Raw genomic sequence first — 23857 nt, 5'->3', positions numbered from 1 at the left:
AAATTAGACATAGTATATATATCTTATAATATAATATTATTTTAATATATATAAAAAGTAATAACTATTTTTTATTATTTTCTCATTCTCTGATATTGAAACTCTCTTTTGCTAGATATTTTTTTAACATTTTCTAGAAGAAGTTTATCTTTATCTACTTACAAAAAATTTCTTTTTCAAAATTATAACCATTTATTTTCCCAATTTTTCTACATATTTCAATAAATAAAAATCTCAATTTTTTTATTATAAAAGTAAATTATTTTTTGTACATTTCTTATTGTACATGCTTTTTATTGTCCATATAAATTAAGATTTAATACTATTATAAAAAAACGAAGAGTGATTTTTATTTAAATAATATTCAAACTTCGTTTTTTTACTATCTATTTATTTAATTTCTAAATTTTTATTATTTTTTAATATTTTATCTTTTTAATACTTCACCACATTGATTTTTAGTAACTTTACCTTCTTCTAATGCAATTTTCCCATTTACAATTACATATTCAACACCTCTAGCTAATAACTGTGGATTTGAGAAGTCAATCTCTTCAGACCTAGGGTAGCTGTAGTTTTCCATATCAATTACTGTTATATCAGCTATTTTACCCTCTTTAAGTATACCTCTATCCTTTATTTTAAACTGGTTAGCTGGCAATGAAGTTACCCTTCTTACTACTTCTTCCAATCTAACACCTGATTTTTTATACATATCAAAGAAAATTGGAAATGCCCCTCTTCTTTGAAGCTCAAACCATGACATATCTCCACCTACACTAAACAAACAATCTGAACCAACCATAACAAATGGATTATTTATTATCTTTTTATCATGTAATTTATCAGGAAAATCTCCCCTGTACATTCCTCCTAGGCAAAATATAAGTTCTTCATCTCCATCTAAAAGTAAATCTAGTAATAACTTATTCTCATCTATACCTTTTTGTATAGCTATTTCACGTATTGATTTCTTTTCCATATCAATATTATTGGTATTTAGAAGTATTATACTTCCTCTATCTCCAAGTATAAATGCCTCTTTTAATATCAGGGCTCTTCCTTCTTCATTCCTAAGGGCATCCATAACGCCATCCATACCTAATTCAAACAAACTAGATGATATTGCCATAATAAATTGAAGTACTCTTTTTTTCTTCATACAATGTCCAGAACTTCTTGGTACTGTATCAACCATAATATCAACACCATTGTCTCTAGCATTTAATATCTCATCAAATGCATCTAGTTCAACTGGGCTTAAATGGGATACTTGTACTCTAGCTCCACTTTTTTCACCAACTTCTATAGTTTCTTTTACTGCATTATATCTTCCTATGTAATCCCTAATATGAGACGTATATATACCATCATGTTCTTTTATTAGTTTTGCAATCTCAACTAATTCATCAATATCAGCATACTTACTTGGTATATATGCCAATCCAGTAGATATTCCAAAAGCCCCACTTTTCATACCATCATTTATTATCTCTGTAATTTCTATTTTTTCTTCTTCTGTAGGTGGTCTATCTTTAGACCCTCCCATAACACTCCATCTTATAGTACCATGACCCAATAGAAATCCCATATTAATAGCTATTCCACTATTAGATATAAGGTCACAATATCCTGTAAAACTATTCCAATGCTTATTTTTATCTATAAGATACTTTTTTTCTTCTTCAAGTAATAGACCATTCTTATACATATATTCATATACATTTTCAGAAGAATATGGTGTTATAGAATGACCACAATTACCATTTATAGTTGTTGTAACACCTTGTTTTAGGAATTTTTCAAATTTACCATCTAATATTGCTACTATTTCTTCATGAACATGAGGGTCAATAAATCCAGGTGTTACAACTCTTTTATGACAATCTATCATTTTATTTGTATCATCATTTATCTCAGAATCTATTCTCACTATTAAGTTATTTTTTATCGCTATATCTCCATAAAAACCATTTTGTCCAGTACCATCTACTATAAATCCATTTTTTAAAACTAAATCATATACCACATTATTCACCCCTTAAAATATAATTTTATTGCAGTAGCCTTTACTATAATTCTTTATATTTTAAACTTTTTACTTTTTTAATTTTACTAGCCTCTAAGTTTATATTTTTTACTAGTCCTTAAGTTTATCTTTATGCATAACTCTTGCAATCAATATAGTACCAAATACACATATAAGAACTACTAAAGACTGTGGTATTATACCTTGCTTTGATAATATAATAGTTAATACAGCTATTACAATTGCTACTAATCCTAGCTTTTTATCTTGTAAAAAAACTTGTCCAAATACTGACCCAAACAAAGCTGGTAAAATTAAATTCAATTTTTCTACTACTTCAGGTGGTATTTTAGACAATACACTTCCTCCTAAAATTACTCCAAAAGTCAAAATACTTATATTTACTAGAATAGATACAGCTATTCCTATAGTAGATATTATTGAACCCTCTTCAGTTCCTGATTCAACTTCTGCTGCTTTTTGAGCTGCTATTGAACATGGCAGTCTCATATTAGATATATTTCCAGAAAGAAAGCTCATATAAGTTCCTGGTATTCCTAAAATTGGTGAATAAGAAACTGGCTCTATTATGTAGTTTGGTGCACTCATACTAACGATTGCCATTGTACTTGCTAATAATGCTGATATTGGAGGCATAAGACCAAATCCAAAACTTAAAATTATTCCAGGAACTAATGCTGCTATAATACCTAAAGATAATGTCAATCTCCCATACCTTATCATAAAAGGTAAGTACTCTTCGTTGTATATAGATTTTACTTTACTCATAAAACTCCCTCCTTATATTATTGAACCTATTATCATTCCACTAAACATTGATATGGTAAGACCCCACTCTCTCAGCCATTTTATATTTTTCTTTTTTTCAATCATACATAGTATTACCATTATTATCATCCCACTTATACAAGCAATTGTTCCATTGTCAAAACGCAATACTCTATCAGCATTTAAGTATGCAAATGAACCTAACATTGCTCCTACAGATATTATTGGTATAAATGATTTCTTACCACTAGAAATAACATTCGTTATTTTATCTAACTTATGCCCAAATAATAATGTAAATATTATCCACCCTAAAGAACCTAATATCATAGTCCAAACTGCATTTGTAAATGCTACTTTTGTCATCTCAGGAGAACCCAAAGTTATCCCTAGTGCATCTGTTCCAAATCCAGCTGACATAGATTCAAAAATTACAGAACCTATAAATGATAATCTCATCCATGCTATAGGTCCACCCATAGTTACTATAAGTGAAACCATCCCAGCAAATATAGTCATTGATGGGCCTATAGCTGAAATAGCACTACTCTTAACAGCTGATTTTATTTGCTTGTCAGTTATCCCCATCGTCTTCCCAACTTTACAAGATTTTATAGCAAATACAAGAGATTGTACTACTACTATTGACACAGCTACTGTACTTGCTATCCACAAAAGTGGATGATTGGCTAATTTTAAATAATCCATTGCAAAAAACCTCCCTATAAATCCTCAAATTTTATTAAAATATTTAAACCTTATTTCCAGACCTTATTCAACACTCTAAGTATGTTTCCACCCAACACCTTTTCTATTTCCTCATCACTATATCCATGTTTTACTAAATATCTAACAATATTTTTTGAAGTTTCAGTTGGATTTTCAAGACCTTTCACATACTCTACTTTAGGATGTTCCTTTGTGCCAGTTATCTTTTTTATATCAAATTTAGCAGCTAACACTGAATGTAATTTAACATGGTCACCGTATACTGTATCCGGTCCAAAAGCTACATGGTCTATCCCTACTAAACTTTTAATATACTCAAAATGTTCCATAAATGACTCTATTGAATGTTCTTTGTTTTTTTCAGTTATTGTAGTATGTGGTGCTGCTTCTACACCTATAACCCCACCCTTTTTAGCACATGCTATTAGTACTTCATCTGGAGTCAATCTCTTTGTGTTCCATAGACTTCTTGCCCCAACATGACTCAATATTATTGGGTCTTTACTGTGTTCTATAACATCAAGTGTCGTTTGAACTCCAACATGAGAACAATCTATAGCCATTCCAATCTTATTCATTCTTTCAACAGCTTTTCTACCAAAATTCGTAAGTCCACCATCTTTTTCTTCTTTCAATCCTGAACCCAATGCATTAGATTCGCTGTATGTTATACCCATTAACCTTATGCCAAATCCATATAGAATATCTATTCTATCAAGTTCATTTTCTATTGGTGCAGCTCCTTCTAGGGTAGGTATCAAAGCTACTTTTCCTTCTTTTTTTGCTCTGTATATATCTTCTACTTTTTCACACTTTATAACAAAATCTTGATGAGCTAAGTCACATAATCTCATACCTAAATCAATTAATATATCATCCCATTTCCATCCTGAATTAGATGTTATTGTACATACACCATCCATTAAATTATCAAATATAGCATCATAATATCCTCTTGATAATGCCTCATAAGCACATCTTTGTTTACCTTCTCTATTGTATTCAAATATATCTCTTTCTAAATATTCTGGAAATAAAACAGGATGTTCATGTAAAGATATAAATACTTTTTCATCTACAATACTTTTAACCTTTGCTTCTTGAATATCATCTAACTCAATAAGATACTCATCAACTCTCTTGTCTCCCTTACACATTTCAATAGATGAAATATCTTTTCCCTTTTCCAAATAACTATAGGCTTCATATCCTTTATAAGCTGATTTCATAATAATTTCCTCCAAGTTCTACAATTTTTTTATATTTACACTATAAAGCAATTAACATGCCAAAATATAAATTTTAATTGTATACTCAATTATTATAAAAATAAAAACAGTAATAAATTGACGATTTACTACTGTTTATTAGAAATGTTTTTTTATTTTTAATTCACTATTTTAAAAATTATATTAATATTCAAAATTATCTTTATTTATTTCAAACTATTATAGGGGATTTTTAAGGTGTTTTTTTCTTTTGACACCCTATATTTTCCCCTTTATTTTTACATACGATATAAAATTTTTACCTTCATTAGTTATAAAGCTACCCTGTTTTTTTATACCAGATAATAACAATCCATGATTTTTTAATTTATCTATTCTCTGTCTTATTTGGTCTACACTCAAGATAACATCTTTTTCTTTTAAGATTTCTTGTAATTTATTTCTTCCTAATGATATATTTTTATTATTCCAAATTTCTATATTCTTCAATATACAAATACTTTCATTTAAAGAATTCGATTGTTTAAAATCCAAAATAATTGAATCAAACTTTTCATTGACTAAAATATTATTTTCTTCAAATTTAAATTGTTCTGGTAAATGTTCATAGTCCACGATATCTTCTTCTACTATAGTATCAATATAATATATTAAATTTTTAAGCTCTCTTACGTTGCCTGGCCACTTATATAATTTTAATGCCTCTATTGATTTTTCTGTAAAACATTTATTACTGTTTATTTCATTTAAAAAATACTCACTTATAAGAGGTACATCTTCTTTTCGCTCTCTAAGTTTAGGTATTTCTATATGTAGTACATTAATCCTATAATATAAATCTTCTCTAAAAGAACCTTCTTTAATTTTCTGTTTTAATTTTTTATTTGTTGCAGCTATAATTCTAACATCTATTGGTATGATTTTACTTCCACCCATTCTCATAACTTCTTTTTCTTGTAAAACTCTTAAAAGCCTTTGTTGTACATCTAAGGATATGTCACCTATTTCATCTAAAAAAATTGTCCCTGTATGAGCTCTTTCAAATATCCCCATTTTCCCACCTTTTATTGCTCCTGTAAAGCTTCCTTCTTCATAGCCAAAAAGTTCACTTTCAATAAGAGTATCTGATAAAGAAGATAAGTTAACTGCAATAAATGGTTTATTCTTTCTCAGAGATTCATTATGTATTGCTTGAGCAAATATCTCTTTTCCAGTTCCATTTTCTCCAAGTATTAAAACTGAAAAATCTGTAGCTGCTATTTTCCTTGCAATATTAATCTTTTCTTTTATTATCTTACTTTCACCCACAACATTCTCAAATGTGTACTTTGATACGAATCCTTTTGTCTGAAATTTATTATAGATTTTATCTTCAAGTGTTTGTATATCACTTATGTCTTTAATACTTATAATACTCTTTACACGTTCATGATTTTCATATACATTTACCTTATTAATTATAAGTTTTTTGTTATTTAGATTTACTACTTCATCATTAACTTCATCCTCTTGAAAAAACATTTTTTTAACAACCTTGTCACTAAACAAATCCATAAAGTTATTAGATATAATTTTATTTTGGTCTATTCCAACTAGATTTGAGAATATTTTATTACAGTATATAAATTTGCCTAATTTATCAATAGAGGCTATTCCTTCATCAATAATCTCTAAGAAACTCTTCATAGTTTTGTTCATAGTTGTATAATACCTATATCCACTTACAGTATCTTCATTATATTTTTCTTTAATAATATGTAATTTATCTATTGATATATTAAGTTTTGTAAAAATTTCTATGACTGTATTTATATCGATTATTTTATCACCTATATCAATTATTTGTTTTACATTTTGTGGCACATTATTTCTACTACCTGTAATAATTCCAACCTCGCAATTTACCTTATCACACCCTGGATAATATGGTATAAGATTAATATGAATTAAACCTAATTTTTTAATTATCTTAGCTGTTTCATCTGCTGACTCCTTATAATCATCTATAACCATAACTTCAGAATCATTTTCTATGCTAATTATCTGATTTATATTTTCAATATTTATTGTACGATGTATTATCACAATAGGTATATTTTTATCAATATTATTGTGCATATATTCTTTTATATCATTATCTGAACATACTATTAATTCATACTTTAATATCTCTATATTTATTTTATCTATGTAAACCATATTATCTATATTACAAAATTCTCCAAAAATATTTTCTAATTGTTCTGAGATATCCATATTTATTTTGTCATCAGTTGATACAAATAAAATATTATGTTTTTTCATATCACCACCTCCTGCTTACTGAATATAGAAAACAACAATTTGGTTTATTGTAGCACTTTTTGAAAAAATTTTAAATCTTAAAAGTCATATTTTATGCTATTTGGTAATATTTTCTACCAAAAAAAATAAAGGAGGTGTCTCAAAATGAACTTTTTAATTTATGAGGCACTCTTTTTTGTATGAGATCAACTAATCAACTATATTTTCATCATTTCAACAATGAAAAAGAGGCCTTTCTCTATTTTGAGACAGCCCCTTTTATATAACATCATCATATCTTTAATTATTAATAAAATATTTCTATTCCTCTAAAAACTGTAAAAATTCTTGATTAAATAATTTAAGCTCATCATAGAATATAGCATGACCGCTATACTCAAAAGTATATAAAACTGAGTCTTCTATCCTTTCATTCATAAAAACTGCAAATTCATATGGGCAAACTTGGTCTAATTTTCCATGGAATATACCTGTAGGCACTCTTACACATTTTAAATCATTAAATAGTTCTTCATCTCTTAAAGCTACAGCTGTTCCAATTGTTCCTATCCCTGATGCACTAAAACCAATATCATTAAACCACCTTCTAAAACTTTCTGATGGATTTGATGCAAACACTTTTTCCCCAAAATTAGTTACCATTTCAGGTCTATCTGTACATGCTTGAGCTATTAGCTTATTAACATCTTCACGTGTCATACCATATGGAAGTTCTGGATGCCTTTTTACAAATGATGGTGCCGCCGCAGCAGCTAAGACTAGTTTTGATACTCCATATCCATTAAATAAACTCATATATCTAAGTACAATTGCTCCACCCATTGAAAATCCCACAAGAGTAAAATCTTCTAATTCAATAGCATGTACCACCTTATAAATATCATCAGCCATCTGACTATAAGTATATCCTCCTGCTGTTGCATCAGAGTTACCAAAACCTCTTAAATCAATTGAAACTGTTCTGTAGCCAAGTTTTGGCAGTATATTAGTTTGATATTCAAATATCTTATGTCCTAATGGCCAGCCATGTATAAATAGAACTGTTTTTTTAGCCTTTGGATTTAAATCATACACTGCTATATTTATGTCATTCACACGTACATAATACATATAATTAGCAACTCCCTTCAAGAAAATGTATGATAGTTGTTTTATATATATGAATAAAATAGTTAATAATTAAACATTATATTCTATTTACAGTACTTTTCTATTGCTTTTTTAAACAAACCTACATGAACCTTTTCATCTAAAATTATTCTATTTAATATAGCTTTTATATAAGGGTCTTCAATAATATTTATATCCTTATAATAATTCTCAATAGCCACATACTCTAAATGTAAATCCGATTTTAATCTACTACAAATAGAATCTCCATAAAATACAAAACCACCATTCCAATATGCACCACATGAACTTGAAGAACCTCTATATATAGGATTTCCACCTAATAATCTTATAGTTTTTGCTAATATCTCCATATGTAACATTTCTGTTATAGATATATTTATCCACATTTCATTTAACTCTTTATAATTTTCATCTAAATCAAAGTTATGGTATAAGTACTGATTTACACTTGTAAATTCACTTGATACACCAGCATAATCATCCATTAATAGTTCTGCATAATACTTATTTTTTCCCAATACTTTTATTTCTGGGTATGGCTCGTCACTTGAGTATCCCTTTCTCTTATGCATATCATAGTGTGCATTCATGGTATCTCCTCCTTTAGATTTAAATATTGATATTAATTATATGCATCAAAACTTTAACATATGCTTTTATTAGGATGGTTAGGGTTTAATAAATAACTTAAATTAATAAAAAATCCATGCTAATAGAAATTAACATGGATTCATATTTATCTTTATATTTGTGCAATTATTTTCTATCTCTATTCATCTTTTCCTGCTACTGATAATTCTTTAATAACAATTGAAGGTGAACCTATACTGCTCATTGGAAATTCTAAGTCATTCCCTATAACTTCAATATCTTTTAATAAATCAAAGTAATTACCAGCTACTGTAATTTGTTCTACTGGAAATGATTTTTTACCATCTTTAATATAAAAACCTTTAGCTGCTAAAGAAAAATCTCCTGTTACTGAATTTGCACCTGAATGAAGCCCTGCAAAACTAGTAACCATCAAACCTTCCCCTACTTCTTTCATAATATCATCTAAAGATATATTTCCTTTCTCTATATATAAATTAGTTGGATATATACTTATAGGTGATGCATATGAAGCTTTTATTCCATTTCCCGTAGTCTTTACTTTTGCTTTATTAGCGGTCTTTAAATTATGAAGTAATGTCATAAGTTTACCATTTGAAATAACTTCTTTTTTAAAAGTAGCTACACCCTCATCATCAAAAGGAGTAGATGCCATACCATTTTCTAAAAGTGGGTCATCAACTATTGTAACTATAGGAGATGCTATCATTTCTCCTTCTCTATCTTTCAACAAAGACAATCCTTTTTGAGCTGAGTCTGCATTAAATATTCCAGAAAATGTACTAAGTAAAGATACCATTGCTTCATTAAATAATATAGTTTTATATTTGCCTGATGGTATACTCTTTCCGCCTATTTTAGATAACGCATTTTCAACTCCGAGCTTTGCTATTTCCTTTGGATTTATTTCTTCAATAGTAGTTGCTATATTGTATCCTACTCCATCATATTTTTGTCCATTGTCTTGTATAACTGGTACTACAAACCCTATAAGCAGATTAGTTTTATTACTTAACTCTAATCCTTTAGTATTATATATGCCACTACTTGCTACTGAATAAGATATAGTACAACTAGATAAGTTTACTACCTTATCTGAATAAGCTTTAGTCTCTTCTTCCATTTGTAAAGCTAATTCAATCAACTTATCTGCTTCTAAATTTTCTAGTTCCTTAGAATAAGTCTTTACTTCATTATAGTATTTGTCGCCTTCATATATAAATTGTACATCTTCATTTTCGATAGCTCTTACCCCATCTTTTACATTTTTTATCAACATATCAACAGCTTTATCATCTAAAATTTCTGTATAAGAATATCCTATCTTCCCACTTATCTTTCCTCTAAATGATAAGCCAAAGGATTTATCAAGATTGTATTTCTCAACTTCTTCTTCATATATATTTATAATTAGATTTTCCACTGTGGAATAATACACTTCACACTCTTCAAAGCCTTCATTTAGAGCTTTCTTAAATAGTAAATCTTTAAAATTTTTAAGTTCCATACTTATTCCTCCTATCTTCCACCTACAGTAATTTCTTTTACTCTTATCATAGGTTGACCTACATTGGTTGGTATACTTCCTGACACTGAACCACACATACCTTGAGCTTGTTCTAAGTTATCCCCAACCATGTCTATATTCATAAGTACATCACTACCTTTTCCAATTAAACTAGCTCCTCTAACTGCTTCTTTTATTTCTCCATTTTTTATTAAATAACCTTCTGAAACTGCAAAATTAAACTCTCCTGTTACAGGATTTACAGAGCCTCCACCCATTTTTTTGGCATATAGACCATCTGATATTGACTTTATAATATCCTTTGGCTTATCTTCTCCAGCAGCAATATAAGTATTAGTCATTCTCGAAGTAGGAGCAAATTTATAACTCTGTCTACGAGAACTTCCTGTAGGCTTCATTCCCATTCGTCTACCATTAAGTTTATCTATCATATAAGACTTTAAAATTCCATTTTCGATTAAGATATTTTTTTGAGTTTTGTTTCCTTCATCATCTATGTTCATAGAACCCCAATAGTTTGGTATTGTCCCATCATCTATTGCTGTAATTTTTGTAGATGCAATTTGTTGACCTAATTTATCTGCAAATACAGAATTTCCTTTTGCAACTGCTGTAGCCTCCAAAGAGTGTCCACAAGCTTCATGAAATATTACTCCTCCAAATCCATTATCTATTGCCACCATCATATTACCTGCTGGGCAGTTTTTTGCATGTAGCATAGTATGTGCTACTCTAGCAGATTCTCTTCCATAGTATTCTGGGTCTATATCTTCAAATATTTCAAATCCCTTACATCCTCCAGGTCCTTCAAATCCCGTTTGATTTTCATTACCTTTAGATGCAATTGAACTTATTCCCAATCTAGTTCTTATTCTTCTATCTTCCACATAAATTCCTTCAGTATTTGCAATTAGTACTTTTTGGTCTTTATCTGAATAAGTTACATTTACTTGTGATATATCACTACTAAATTCTTTTGCACTTTTATATGCAATTTTCATGACATTTACTTTATCTATATTACCTATTGAATTTGGATAGATTTTTATATTATGTAGATTGTTTATTTTAATACTGCCATTTAATATAACACTCTTCCCCTCTTCTAACTTGCCTAAAGCAATAGCAGCTTTATACGCTATGTCTAATAAACTATTCAATGAATTATCACTTGTATATGCATATATACTCTTTAATCCTTTAAATATTCTTATTCCTATACCATAGTTTCTTCCACCTATTGCATTTTCTACTTTATTATCTATTAAGCCAATAGAATTATTTATAGTGTCTTCTTCAAAAATCTCAGCAAAATCTCCGCCAGTAATTAAACACTTTTCCAATACCTTTGAAACTATATCTTTTGAAAGCATAAATCTACCTCCTATTTTAAATTTTTATTTAACTTTTATTCAATCTTTTTTACTTGTTAATCATCATTATATACCAAATTACTTATGAATATATTATACATATGTTTTACACTAAAATGTTATCATATTTTTATTTATACATACCCATTTATATGAACAATTAAAATGTATAATATTATTTGTTATAGAAAATAATACACTCATACATAATAAACGTTAGGAGTGAAATATATGAATCAAGTATATGTAAAAGGCAAACCTATTTTTACTAGTATAAATAAAATTCCAAGACAATTTCCATACCTTACTAATGATATTGATACTGATGTTATAATTGTTGGTGGTGGTATAACAGGATGTATTTGTGCATACTATTTAGCTAAAAACAATATAAAATCAGTTATCCTTGAAAAAGGAAGGATTGCACATGGAAGTACTAGTGTAACCACATCACTTTTACAGTATGAATTGGATGATAATTTGATAGATTTAACAGAAGTCATGACTCTAACTGATGCCTTAAAAGCATACAATCTTTGTGTATCAGCACTTGAAGAATTAGATAAATTTATAGAATTACATGGAAATAAGTGTGATTATGCAAAAAGAGACACTTTGCTTTACACTGCCAGTAAACTTGAAATTAAAGCTATAAAAGAAGAATATAATCTAAGAAAAGAAAATGGATTTGATGTTGAATATATCAATGAATCTACAAACCCTTTTGGTTTTGATTTAAAGTCAGGATTGATATCAAAAAATGGTGGACGAGAACTAGACCCATATAAATATAGTCATCATCTCATTGATGTAAGTCTGAAAAAAGGTCTTGAAGTATATGAAAATACAGAAGTAAAAAAAGTAGACTTTTCAGATGATAAAGTAACAGCTGAAGTATCTTATGGCTATAAAGTTTATGACAAAAAACTAATTGTGGCTACAGGATATAATACAAGTTTATTTACAAATAGAAACTTCGCAACTAAATCTAATACTTTTAATATAGCTACAAAACCACTTAAAGACATTGATTCTTGGAAAGACAATATTCTGATTAGAGACAATTGTGACCCATATAATTATCTAAGAACCACTAAAGATAATAGATTGATTATAGGTGGCGAAGATGTAGACTTCAGTGATATAGAAAATGAAACTTTAGCAAATAAAAAATATGACATTCTTGAACAAAGACTAAAAGGCATGTTTAAAGACATAAAAGATATACAAGTTGATTACAAGTATTGTGGTTGCTTTGCTTCTACTTTAGATAACTTAGGTTTTATTGGACCTGATAACAAAAATCACAACTTATGGTACTGTTTAGGTTATGGAGCTAATGGAATACTTTTTGCAATCCTAGGAGGTATAATGCTTAGTAAGCTATATCTTGGAGAAGAAGATAAAAATATGAGATTATTTAAGGTAAATAGATTTGACAAATAGATGTTATTATATATTAAAAGACTGTATTTAAAAAAGCTTTAGAATTCTAAAATCTTATTTTTATACAGTCTTTTATAATAATTTATTTAAAAATACTTTATTTATAATTAAATATAAAGTAAAATATTAAAATATCACTGATAAAATTTAGTTATAATAATAATCTTTAAGTTTATTTGATGAAATATGGAGGAATTATTATGAAAGAAATACTTGTTATTGCTCCTACTAAAGGAACCTATGAAAAATCGATTCACATAGTAAAAAAATATAAGTATACAAACATTGACGTTGTATTTGGTAACTTAAAAGAAGGAATACCACTCGCCGAAAAAAGTATTAACCATGGTACTAGAATTATCATAAGTAGAGGTGGAACTTACAATATGTTAAAAGAAACGTATAACATACCTATAGTTGAGATTAAAGTAGATGCTTATGATATTATAGAAAGCTATAAGGAAGTTAAAAATTCAAATGAACCATTTGGTATAATTGGATTTAATAATGTTATATATGGCTTTGATATTATAGAAGAAATATTGAATAAGAAAATAACGATGATTGAAATTGAAAAGGAAGAAGAAATTTATAATGCTATAGAAAAATATAGAAAAAAAGGCATCAATACATATATAGGTGATACTACTGTTGCACATATTGTTGAAAGACTTAATTGTAAGGGAATATTAATTGAATCTAGAGAAGAAAACATACTTAGAGCCATTCAACAAGCTGAACAAATACTAGACGCAACTAAAGATGAACAAAAAAGAAGATTACAGATAGAAGCTATGACAGATTTTGTACATGATGGAATAATAACAGTTGATAAAAATTTTAAAATCACATTATTTAATAAGAGTGCTGAAAAAATATTTGGTATAAAGAAAGAAAATGCACTTTATCATAATGTTATAGATATTATTCCAAATACAGTTTTACCTCAAGTAGTTGAAACCATGGAACCACAAATTGGTGAAATACAGAATATAGGAAGTACAAAAATCATCACAAATAGAGTTCCAATTATCGTTGATGGTCAAATTCAAGGGGCAGTTTCTACATTTCAAGACAGTAAGGAAATAAGTTCATTTGAACACACAATAAGAAGAAGTCTATTAAACAAAGGTCTCTCTGCCAAATATACATTTGATGATATAATCTATGCAAGTGAAAAAACAAAAGATTGTATAGAAGTTGCAAAAAAATATGCTTGTTATGATACTCCAATGATTATTACAGGGGAATCTGGTGTTGGTAAAGAGCTATTTTGTCAAAGTATTCATAATTATAGCAAACGTAAAAATGCTCCTTTTGTTGCTGTAAACTGTGCTGCAATACCTCCATCTTTAATAGAAAGTGAGTTTTTTGGTTATGAAGAGGGCTCATTCACAGGAGCAAGAAAAAAAGGAAAAACAGGTGTATTTGAATTGGCACATGAAGGAACAATTTTTCTCGATGAAATAAGTGAAATTCCAATTGAACTTCAAGGAAGATTATTAAGAGTCTTACAAGAAAAGCAAGTTATGAGAATTGGTGGTGATAAAGTTATTCCCATAGATGTAAAAATAATTTGTGCTTCAAATAAAGACCTAAAAGATATGATGCGTGATGGTTTATTTAGACGAGACCTTTACTTTAGAATAAATATATTAACATTGTACCTTCCTTCACTCAAAGAGAGAAAAGAAGATATAATAAAATTATCAGAATTTTTCATAAAAAAATATTCAGCTAAATACAATAAGATACCTTTAATTATCACTCCAAATATCAGACAAGCTCTTCTTGAAAAAGAATATGAAGGAAACATAAGAGAATTAGAAGGAATAATCGAGAGAGCTGTTATTATAGAATCATTTGATTCAATTTTATCAGAAAAATACAATAGTGAATGTGCAAATACTATAACTGATACAGATAAGCCTGATTTTAAATATAATAACTTAGACTTAAAAACACTAGAAAAAATATATATATACAAAGTCTATAATGAAAATAATAGAAACACTACAAAAACTTGTGAAATACTAAAAATCACTCGCTCTACTCTATGGAGAAAGTTAAAAGAAATCGAAAGTGATGTTTAAAAATAATACATATATAATATATCGAAACGTTTTATGTTTAATTTTAATACATACAACGTTTATTTTTTTCTATTTAAAATTCTACTACATAATAAATAGATTATTTTTTTCGCTATATTTTTCCATATATTTTTTTTAATCTAAGTAATCTACAGTATTTTATACGAATATTAAAAATACTTATAAAAATAAAAACTATATGACACCTCTATTGGCATAGTAATTGCTTTTAAATACTTATATAAAAATTAAAAGGAGTGATACTAGATGCATATCTTAAAATCGGTGAAAAAGATACCAGGTGGACTTATGGTCTGTCCCCTGCTATTGGGAGCACTATTTAATACAGTATGTCCACAGGCTCTTGAAATTGGAGGATTTACAACTTCCTTATTTAAAACTGGTGCAATGAGTATACTTGCTCTATTTTGTCTATGTAATGGCGCTCAAATCAACATAAGACAAGCAGGCAAACCTTTGACTAAGGGCATAGTACTCACGGCAACAAAATTTATAATTGGTGCAGTACTAGGTATTATTGTTAGTAAATTCATTGGTCCTAAAGGCATAATTGGTATTACACCTCTTGCTATAGTTGCTACTATGACTAATTCAAATGGAGGTCTATTTGCTGCTCTTGCTGGTGAATATGGAGATTCTACAGATGTTGGTGCGATATCTATATTATCTCTAAATGATGGTCCATTTTTTACGATGCTTGCCTTTGGGGTAACTGGACTTGCAAATGTACCTATAGTAGCTTTATTTGCAGCACTCATACCAATACTACTTGGATTTATACTTGGTAATCTCGATGAAGATATACGAGAATTTCTTGCACCTGGTACAACATTATTAATACCTTTCTTTGCTTTTCCTCTAGGAGCTGCATTAAACTTTAACCAAATTATAACTGCTGGATTCCCTGGAGTTATACTAGGTCTTGCTGTAACTCTAATAACAGGTATGGGTGGATATTTTGTAATGAAACTTATACGTGCAGAACATCCAGCAGTAGGTGCAGCTACTGGTACAACAGCAGGTAATGCAGCTGGTACTCCTGAAGCTTTAGCCGCTATTGACCCTACACTTGCCACAATTGCGGCCGTTTCAACAGTACAAGTTGCTGCTGCTATCATTGTTACAGCAATATGTTGTCCAATGCTCGTCTCCTATTTGGATAAAAGAGAAAAAAGAAAAAAAGCTATTTTTAAAACAAATAAAAACATAGAAGTAAACTAATATTTTGAGGAGGTAAAAGTATGAACGCAATTATTCATGCAAATGAAAAAGACAATCTAGTTACATGTGTTAGACCTTTAGTTAAAGGTGAAAAAGTTTCAATTGATGGAAAATCTTATATAGTAAATGATAATATTCCTGTTTTTCATAAGATGGCTACAGAAGATGTAAAAAAAGGTGATGTTGTTTATAAATATGGCGAGATTATAGGAATTGCAACAGTTGACATAAAAACTGGTGACTATGTTCATGTACATAATATTGAAAGTACACGTGGTCGTGGAGATAAAAAATAGGAGGTAATAAAAATGAAATTAATGGGTTATTTAAGAGAAAATGGACAATATGGTATTCGTAATCATGTTTTAGTTATTCCAACATCTGTCTGTTCAAGTGAGACAGCCATAAGAATTGCAGCACTTGTTCCTGGAGCAATAGCTATCCCACATCAACATGGATGTTGTCAAATTGGCTCTGATATAGAGCTTACAGCAAAAACATTAATAGGATTTGGTAAAAACCCTAATGTAGCTGCTGTTTTAGTAATTGGCCTTGGATGTGATGGTATTCAAGCAAAAGATTTAGCATCTGAAATATCTACAACAGGAAAAAAAGTTGACTATGTTGTTATACAAGAATGTGGTGGAACACTAAAAGCAATAGCTAAAGGTGCTGAAATAGCAGGTCATATGGCTCGTGAAATATCAAAAGAAGTAAGAGTTGAATTTGATATGAGCGAAATTACATTGGCACTTGAATGTGGTGGCTCTGATCCAACAAGTGGAATCGCATCAAACCCTTCAATAGGAATTGCATCAAATCTTCTTATAGACGAAGGTGGAAGTAGTATATTAAGTGAGACTACAGAAGTAATTGGTGCAGAACATTTATTGGCTACTCGCTTTGAAGATGAAAACATAAAAGAAAAGTTTCTTAAATTTGTAAGTGATGTAGAAAAAAGAGCAATCACTATGGGAGAAGATTTACGCAGTGGTCAACCTACTCCAGGTAATAAAGCTGGTGGATTATCAACAATTGAAGAAAAATCACTTGGCTGTATGTATAAAGCAGGGGACAAACCATTCAAAGGTGCTCTTGAATATGCTGAGATTTTACCTTCAGATAAGAAAGGATTATATTTTATGGATACTCCAGGTCAAGATATAGATTCTATCACTGGTATGGTAGCAGGTGGTGCACAGATTGTAATCTTCTCAACTGGTAGAGGTACTCCAACAGGAAGCCCAATTTCACCAGTTATTAAAATTACTGGAAACAGTGATACATACAACAAAATGATAGATAATATTGATATAAATGCAGGTAGAATTATAACAGAAGGTGCTAAAATTAAAGATATAGGTAAAGAAATATTCGATGAAATAGTAGAAGTATGTAATGGCAAACACACTAAAGCTGAAAGCCTTGGTCATAGAGAATTTGGTATTTACAGAATTTCATCTACATTCTAGTTTGTAATAAATATAAGGTATTGTTTTATAAATTCAATATTTATGCAGAGACTATAAATTAAAAATCCTTTATAAATGTTTTTTCAACCCCAAAAAGAACTGTATCAAAATAGTTAAAATAATTTTGAAAACAGTTCTTTTTTTATTTATAAAATATTATAACTCATAACAATATTATTTAATTAAATTCCAGTATAAATTATAAGAATATCTTCCCTACTTTTTAAAAGAATCTACATAAGAATAAGCGTAAAAATAAAATTTAGCGCCTTCACAGATAGAAATATTTGGTATAATATGTCTGAGAGGAGTCTTCTTTGTAAGCCAATAAAAGATGGAGGATGGAATATAAAAAATGTATACTAAAAGCGCACAACATAAAAAAATAATAATTACTTTATTGCTAACACTTATTATAATTGTGTCCTTAGTTTGTATTACTTTTGTTATGACACTACATAAAGTAACTCATAGTGAAACAGAACGCTATCTTACAGAAATCTCAGAGAGTGTCTCCACTACAATTAATGTAAAATGTAAAAGTATATTTAAAATATTATACTCTATAGGAGATACTTATTTTCAGTTTAGTGATAACAATAAAAATGTCACTGAATATTTATCTAAAAAATCAAAATTATTGGAGTTTGATTGGTTAGGTATTGTCAATTCTAATGGGAGTTTTATAGGCACTGATGAAAGTACAGGTAATGTTAAAGGACAATATTTTTATAGAAAAGCTCTTCAAGGTGAAGAGACAATTACTCCAATCAAATCTCAATCTGGTATATATGGAATTTTATATTCTGTACCACTTTATAAAAATGATAAAATAGTCGGAGCTGTTACTGCTTGGAATACTCTTGATACTATGAGAACTTTACTAAGCGTGGAAAGTTTTGGTGGTGAAGGATTTTCTCAAATCATTGACAAAAATGGAAATTTTATTGTAAGTTCAGACAACAAAAACGCGCCAAAAAATGTTGTAAACTTTTTCGACACAATTAAAAAACATGGAAGCTATACTGGTAAAAATACTCTTGGAGAAATGAAAGCAAACTTAAAAGAGAACAAAAAAGGTTCTATGTACTTTACATTGGATGATGGTATTTATAAAGCAATGCACTATGTTCCTCTGGAAGAAGAAAATCTATACCTACTTTCAATTGTTCCAGTAAAAGTAGCAAATGCACAGTTTGATTTACTTCTAAAAAAAGTAGTTTTTATCAACATTTTAATTATTATATTATTTTTATTACTTATCATATCAATTATATTTATAAATTGCAAAAATAGAGAACAACTTATAAAAATCGCCTATGTAGACCCTGTAACTAAAGGTTATAGTAAGGCACGTTTTGATATGGAAGCTAAAGAAATCATACAATCATCTTCATCAGGAACCTATTCATTAGTATCTATAAATATTCAGAAGTTCAAACTTATTAATGATTCTTTTGGTAGTGACGCTGGAGATAAAACATTAAAATACATACATGATGTAATTGCTAATTATTTGGAACGAAAAGAATTACTTTGTAGAGTTTCTAATGACCAGTTTAATATTCTTATTAAAACTATTTCACAGAAAGAAATTCTTAAGTACATAGAAAATATTACAAACGATATTAATAGTTTTAATAAAGATAAAGAATGTAAATATTTCATAGCTCTTTCTATAGGCGTCTATAAAATTGATGACCCAAATATACCACTAGTATCAATTCAAGACCGTTCAAATGTAGCACGAAAAAATATTAAAGGAAATGCTGTAAATCATCCACTTTACACATGTGTATTTTATAGTGATTTAGAACGTTTGAGAATGCTTAAAGAAAAAGAAATGGAAAATAGAATGGAAGAAGCATTAGATAATAATGAATTTGTAGTCTACCTCCAACCTAAGGTAGACCTTAAAAACAATAATATTGTAGGTGCAGAAGCGTTAGTACGATGGCAAGACCCAGATAAAGGTCTTATTCCACCAAATGATTTTATTCCTTTCTTTGAAAAGAATGGCTTCATCATCAAACTTGACCATTATGTGTTTGAAAAATCATGTGCCATGATACGAAAATGGATAGACAATGGAGAAACTCCAATACCTATTTCAGTTAATTTTTCACGTGCCCATTTAAATAATAAAGATTTTTTGAAAAAATACAAAACAATTCGTGATAAATACGATGTTCCTGCTAAACTTTTGGAAATCGAATTAACTGAAACACTTGTATTTGATAACTTACAAATGTTACTCAATGTAATAGACCAAATCCATGAGGAAGGTTTTCAATGTTCACTAGATGATTTTGGAAGCGGATATTCTTCACTTAACATGCTAAAAGAAATAAAAGTCGATACTCTAAAACTTGACCGAGCATTTTTTAGTGCTCCCAATGCAGATAATATATCTGAAAATCATGTAATAGAATCTGTAGTTGAACTGGCAAAAAAATTAAATATGAATAGTATATCGGAGGGTGTTGAAACAATCTTACAGATGGAATATCTAAAGAAAATTAATTGTGATATGATACAAGGATATGTTTTTTCTAAACCTATACCTCAAGAAATATTTGAAAAAATGGCTTTTGGAAAAACACTAGATGAAGTCAATACAAGCGATGCCATAAAATAATAGCCTGTCTCTATAAAATGATTTTAATCATTTTGAGACAGGACTTTTTATTTTTCAACATTTTAGGCTTGATTCATCTTAAATTCTCTTCTTAAGAACAATAATACAATTATCATAGCAATAAAATCTGCAATTGGCTGTGCTAACCAAACCCCATCTAAATTAAATCGAATTGGAAGTACAATAATCAATGGTATAAATAAGATAAACTGTCTCAAAAGAGTCAAAAACATAGAATGTTTAACTTTACTTACACATTGAAAATACACAGGTCCAACAATAGAAATCCCCATTATAGGCAAGGTGATTAAATTTATATTTATACCTCTTACAGCTATTTCCATTAGATTTGAATCTTTGTTGAATATGCCAACAAATGCTTCAGGAAATACCTGCACTACTAAAAATCCAAAAGATAATATAACTATAGATACTAAGATAGACAGTATTAGGGTTTTCTTTGCACGGTCAAATTGCTTTGCTCCATAATTATATGATATTATAGTTTGCATACCTTGATTTAGACCAAATACAGGCATCATAAACATCAACAAAATAGATGTAAGAGCTGTCATAGCTCCAATAGCCAAATCTCCACCATAAACCTTTAGAGAATTATTAGTAAGTACATGAGTTATACTTATAGCTACTTCCATTGCAAATGGTGTCATACCTATTGCAAATATTTTTTTTGTTATATTTATATCTAATTTTAAATTGTATTTTTTTAATTTTAAATTAGATTTTCCTCTTATAAAATAATGTGCTACCCAAATAAACACCACTACTTGACAGAGTACAGTTGCTATAGCTGCACCTTTTATACCTAAGTTAAACACAAATATGAATATTGGGTCTAATATCAAATTTAGTATACAACCTACTATCATTGTTCTAGCTGCTAACTTAGGATTTCCCTCTGCTCTAATTGCATTATTTAAAGAAAATGCAATTAGATTAAATGGAGTTCCAACCAATATAACACTCATATAGTCCTTTGCATAAGATATTGAATCTTTGCTTGCTCCCAAAAGAAAAAGTATGTCTTCTAAAAAAACTAATCCTAATACAGTTATAATTATAGAAATAATTATAGATAGTGTAAGGGCATTACCCAATATTTTTTCTGCTTCTTTCTTATTTCTTTCTCCTAACTTTATAGATAAGCTTGTACTAGCACCTACTGATACTAACATTCCAAAAGCTATTATTAGTGTAAATACTGGCATAGTTACACCAAGCCCTGCAATAGCTATAGACCCAACTCCTTCCATAGAACCAATAAAAGCTCTATCTACTATATTGTAAAGTGAAGTTACCATCATCGCTATTATTGCAGGTATTGAATACCTAAATAATAAAATCCATATTTTTTCACGTCTTAATGCTTCTTGATTTTCCATGTTGTCACCATTTATACCATGTCATAAGTTATACAAATTGGTTTATTTGTCCTTGGGTCTGTAGCTATCTCTGCATCGATATTAAACAACTCCTTTAGATTATCTTTTGTCATAACATCGTACGCATTACCTTGACAAACTATCTTACCTTTCTTAATACCTATCATGTGGTCAGCAAATCGTGCTGCGTTATTAAGTTCATGTATTACCATGACAATAGTTCTTCCTTGTTTTTTGTTTAATTCATCTAATAATTTTAGTATTTCTAATTGATGAGCTAAATCTAAATATGTTGTAGGCTCATCTAATAAAAGTATATCAGTCTCTTGTGCCAAAGCCATAGCTATCCATGCTCTTTGTCTTTGTCCTCCTGATAAATCTTCCATACTTCTATCCTTAAACTCTGAAATTCCAGTAACCTCTAAGCTCCAATTTACAATATCTCTGTCTTCTTTACTAGAATTTCCAAATCCACTTTTATGAGGGAATCTTCCATATGAAATTAGCTCTGAAACAGTAAGACCACTAGGAGCTTGAGGACTTTGTGGAAGTACAGCCATACTTTTCGCTATCTCCTTAGATTTTTTCTTATATATATCTTCTCCATTTATATATATACTTCCATTTTTAGGACTAATAATTCTTCCTATTGTTTTAAGTATTGTAGACTTTCCACAACCATTAGCCCCTATTATAGTAGTTATCTTTCCTTTTGGTATATTTAAATTTAAATCTTTTATAATATCTGTATTTCCATATGATACATTTAGATTTTTAGTATTTATACAATTCATAACAACACCCTTTCCTAATCATTTGCCAACATTAAATAAATAAAGTATGGTACTCCTATTATAGAGACAACTATACCTACTGGTATTTCTATAGGAGCAAGAATATTTCTAGATATAGTGTCTGCCACTAAAAGTAATAATGTACCTATCAACGCTGATACTGGTATTAGTCTTTTATGTCTTGGACCTATTATCTTTCTTCCTATGTGTGGTGCTATTAAACCTAAAAACGAAATACTCCCTGCTACGGACGTTGATACACCAGATAAAATCACTGCATATATTATGAGTCTTCTTCTTTGCTTCTCTACATCTACACCAAGACTTGTAGACACTTCATCACCTAAGTTCAAGACATCTATATACTTAGACTTATACATAGTTATTCCCATAAAAATCACTATAAATGGAAGTACAGCTATTACATATTTCCAACTAGTTCCCCAGATGCTACCTGATGTCCATACCATAACTCTATTAAATTCTTGTGTTGTAAATTTTAATTGAAATATCGTCAAAATTGAAGTAAAAGCGATATTTACGCCTATACCAATTAGTAGTAACCTTGATGAATTTATTCCACCTTTCCATGCAAGAGAATATATCAAAAATGCTCCAAACAAAGCTCCTACAAGTGCAACAACTGGCATTGTAAATACAGTGAGATTACTCATGCCTTCATAAACATTACCATTCATAAGATATATATAAACAACTACAAATAATGCTGCTCCTGAATTTATACCCAAAATTCCAGAGTCAGCCAAATCATTCTTTGTAACTCCTTGAAGTATTACACCTGCTGTTGATAATGCTGAACCAACCAATAACGCTATTATTATTCTTGGTAATCTCAGTTTAAATATTGCAATTTCATGATTACGCTGACCTTGACCTATAAAAGTCTTTATAACATCCATTGGTTCTATAGAAAATGAACCTAAATTTAAACTAACTAGAAAAGCAATAAAAATAAGTACCATCAAAATTGATATAACAAGTAAAGTTTTAGAATTTGTTTTTATAATATTTTTCATAGCAC

The 23857-nt window shown here is 29.1% G+C and carries 18 protein-coding genes; 6 read left to right on the top strand and 12 right to left on the bottom strand.

Going from position 1 to position 23857, the window contains the following annotated elements:
* Positions 1 to 427 precede the first annotated feature (427 nt).
* From KGF48_RS08335 to KGF48_RS08295, 9 genes are all read right to left on the bottom strand, one after another.
* A complete protein-coding gene (locus KGF48_RS08335; protein WP_227827651.1) occupies positions 428 to 2029 on the bottom strand; it encodes an N-acyl-D-amino-acid deacylase family protein in 1602 nt (533 codons plus the stop codon).
* A gap of 111 nt (positions 2030 to 2140) precedes the next feature.
* A complete protein-coding gene (locus tag KGF48_RS08330; RefSeq protein WP_227827652.1) occupies positions 2141 to 2818 on the bottom strand; it encodes a hypothetical protein in 678 nt (225 codons plus the stop codon).
* 12 nt (positions 2819 to 2830) lie between these two features.
* The gene (locus KGF48_RS08325; RefSeq protein WP_227827653.1) at positions 2831 to 3526 is read right to left on the bottom strand and encodes a DUF5058 family protein; all 696 of its coding nucleotides are present in this window, start codon (positions 3524 to 3526) and stop codon (positions 2831 to 2833) included.
* A 50-nt stretch (positions 3527 to 3576) separates the two neighbouring features.
* Entirely contained in the window at positions 3577 to 4776 is a 1200-nt protein-coding gene (locus tag KGF48_RS08320; protein ID WP_227827654.1) for a membrane dipeptidase, read from the bottom strand.
* Positions 4777 to 5034: 258 nt separating this feature from the next.
* Complete coding sequence (locus tag KGF48_RS08315; RefSeq protein ID WP_227841073.1) at positions 5035 to 7080, bottom strand: sigma 54-interacting transcriptional regulator; 2046 nt, start codon at positions 7078 to 7080, stop codon at positions 5035 to 5037.
* A 300-nt stretch (positions 7081 to 7380) separates the two neighbouring features.
* Complete coding sequence (locus tag KGF48_RS08310; RefSeq protein ID WP_227867919.1) at positions 7381 to 8190, bottom strand: alpha/beta fold hydrolase; 810 nt, start codon at positions 8188 to 8190, stop codon at positions 7381 to 7383.
* Positions 8191 to 8273: 83 nt separating this feature from the next.
* Positions 8274 to 8804 (bottom strand): ferritin-like domain-containing protein, encoded by a 531-nt coding sequence (locus KGF48_RS08305; RefSeq protein WP_227841075.1) that lies wholly within the window; start codon positions 8802 to 8804, stop codon positions 8274 to 8276.
* 179 nt (positions 8805 to 8983) lie between these two features.
* Positions 8984 to 10333: a TldD/PmbA family protein gene (locus tag KGF48_RS08300; protein ID WP_227827658.1), complete on the bottom strand. Its 1350-nt coding sequence runs from the start codon at positions 10331 to 10333 to the stop codon at positions 8984 to 8986.
* An 11-nt stretch (positions 10334 to 10344) separates the two neighbouring features.
* Positions 10345 to 11727, bottom strand: coding sequence for a TldD/PmbA family protein (locus KGF48_RS08295; RefSeq protein WP_227841076.1), 1383 nt, complete (start codon positions 11725 to 11727; stop codon positions 10345 to 10347).
* A 231-nt stretch (positions 11728 to 11958) separates the two neighbouring features.
* On the opposite strand from KGF48_RS08295, the gene KGF48_RS08290 reads away from it, so the two are divergent.
* The 6 genes from KGF48_RS08290 (at position 11959) to KGF48_RS08265 (ending at position 20618) form a co-directional block, all read left to right on the top strand.
* Positions 11959 to 13173 (top strand): FAD-dependent oxidoreductase, encoded by a 1215-nt coding sequence (locus KGF48_RS08290; protein ID WP_227867918.1) that lies wholly within the window; start codon positions 11959 to 11961, stop codon positions 13171 to 13173.
* A gap of 200 nt (positions 13174 to 13373) precedes the next feature.
* Positions 13374 to 15266 (top strand): sigma 54-interacting transcriptional regulator, encoded by a 1893-nt coding sequence (locus KGF48_RS08285; RefSeq protein ID WP_227841499.1) that lies wholly within the window; start codon positions 13374 to 13376, stop codon positions 15264 to 15266.
* Between the two features lie 267 nt (positions 15267 to 15533).
* A complete protein-coding gene (locus KGF48_RS08280; protein ID WP_227839653.1) occupies positions 15534 to 16508 on the top strand; it encodes a 2-keto-3-deoxygluconate permease in 975 nt (324 codons plus the stop codon).
* A 20-nt stretch (positions 16509 to 16528) separates the two neighbouring features.
* Positions 16529 to 16804 carry a UxaA family hydrolase gene (locus KGF48_RS08275; protein ID WP_009891186.1) on the top strand — a complete coding sequence of 92 codons (276 nt, stop codon included), beginning with the start codon at positions 16529 to 16531 and terminating at the stop codon, positions 16802 to 16804.
* A gap of 12 nt (positions 16805 to 16816) precedes the next feature.
* A complete protein-coding gene (locus tag KGF48_RS08270; protein WP_227839654.1) occupies positions 16817 to 17980 on the top strand; it encodes a UxaA family hydrolase in 1164 nt (387 codons plus the stop codon).
* Positions 17981 to 18335: 355 nt separating this feature from the next.
* Positions 18336 to 20618 (top strand): EAL domain-containing protein, encoded by a 2283-nt coding sequence (locus KGF48_RS08265; protein WP_227867917.1) that lies wholly within the window; start codon positions 18336 to 18338, stop codon positions 20616 to 20618.
* A 62-nt stretch (positions 20619 to 20680) separates the two neighbouring features.
* Here KGF48_RS08265 and KGF48_RS08260 read toward each other — a convergent pair whose 3' ends face one another.
* Genes KGF48_RS08260 through KGF48_RS08250 form a run of 3 tightly spaced genes read right to left on the bottom strand, consistent with a single transcriptional unit; the run spans position 20681 to position 23852 of the window.
* Positions 20681 to 22021 carry an MATE family efflux transporter gene (locus KGF48_RS08260; protein WP_227839655.1) on the bottom strand — a complete coding sequence of 447 codons (1341 nt, stop codon included), beginning with the start codon at positions 22019 to 22021 and terminating at the stop codon, positions 20681 to 20683.
* An 11-nt stretch (positions 22022 to 22032) separates the two neighbouring features.
* The gene (locus tag KGF48_RS08255; RefSeq protein ID WP_227839656.1) at positions 22033 to 22815 is read right to left on the bottom strand and encodes an ABC transporter ATP-binding protein; all 783 of its coding nucleotides are present in this window, start codon (positions 22813 to 22815) and stop codon (positions 22033 to 22035) included.
* 14 nt (positions 22816 to 22829) lie between these two features.
* A complete protein-coding gene (locus tag KGF48_RS08250) occupies positions 22830 to 23852 on the bottom strand; it encodes an iron ABC transporter permease (RefSeq protein WP_227839657.1) in 1023 nt (340 codons plus the stop codon).
* Positions 23853 to 23857: the final 5 nt, after the last annotated feature.

The organism is Clostridioides sp. ZZV15-6388, from assembly GCF_020657755.1.
GTDB lineage: Bacteria > Bacillota > Clostridia > Peptostreptococcales > Peptostreptococcaceae > Clostridioides.
The sequence above is the reverse complement of the archived record's forward strand: the minus strand, read 5'-3'. Positions and strand labels throughout refer to the sequence as shown.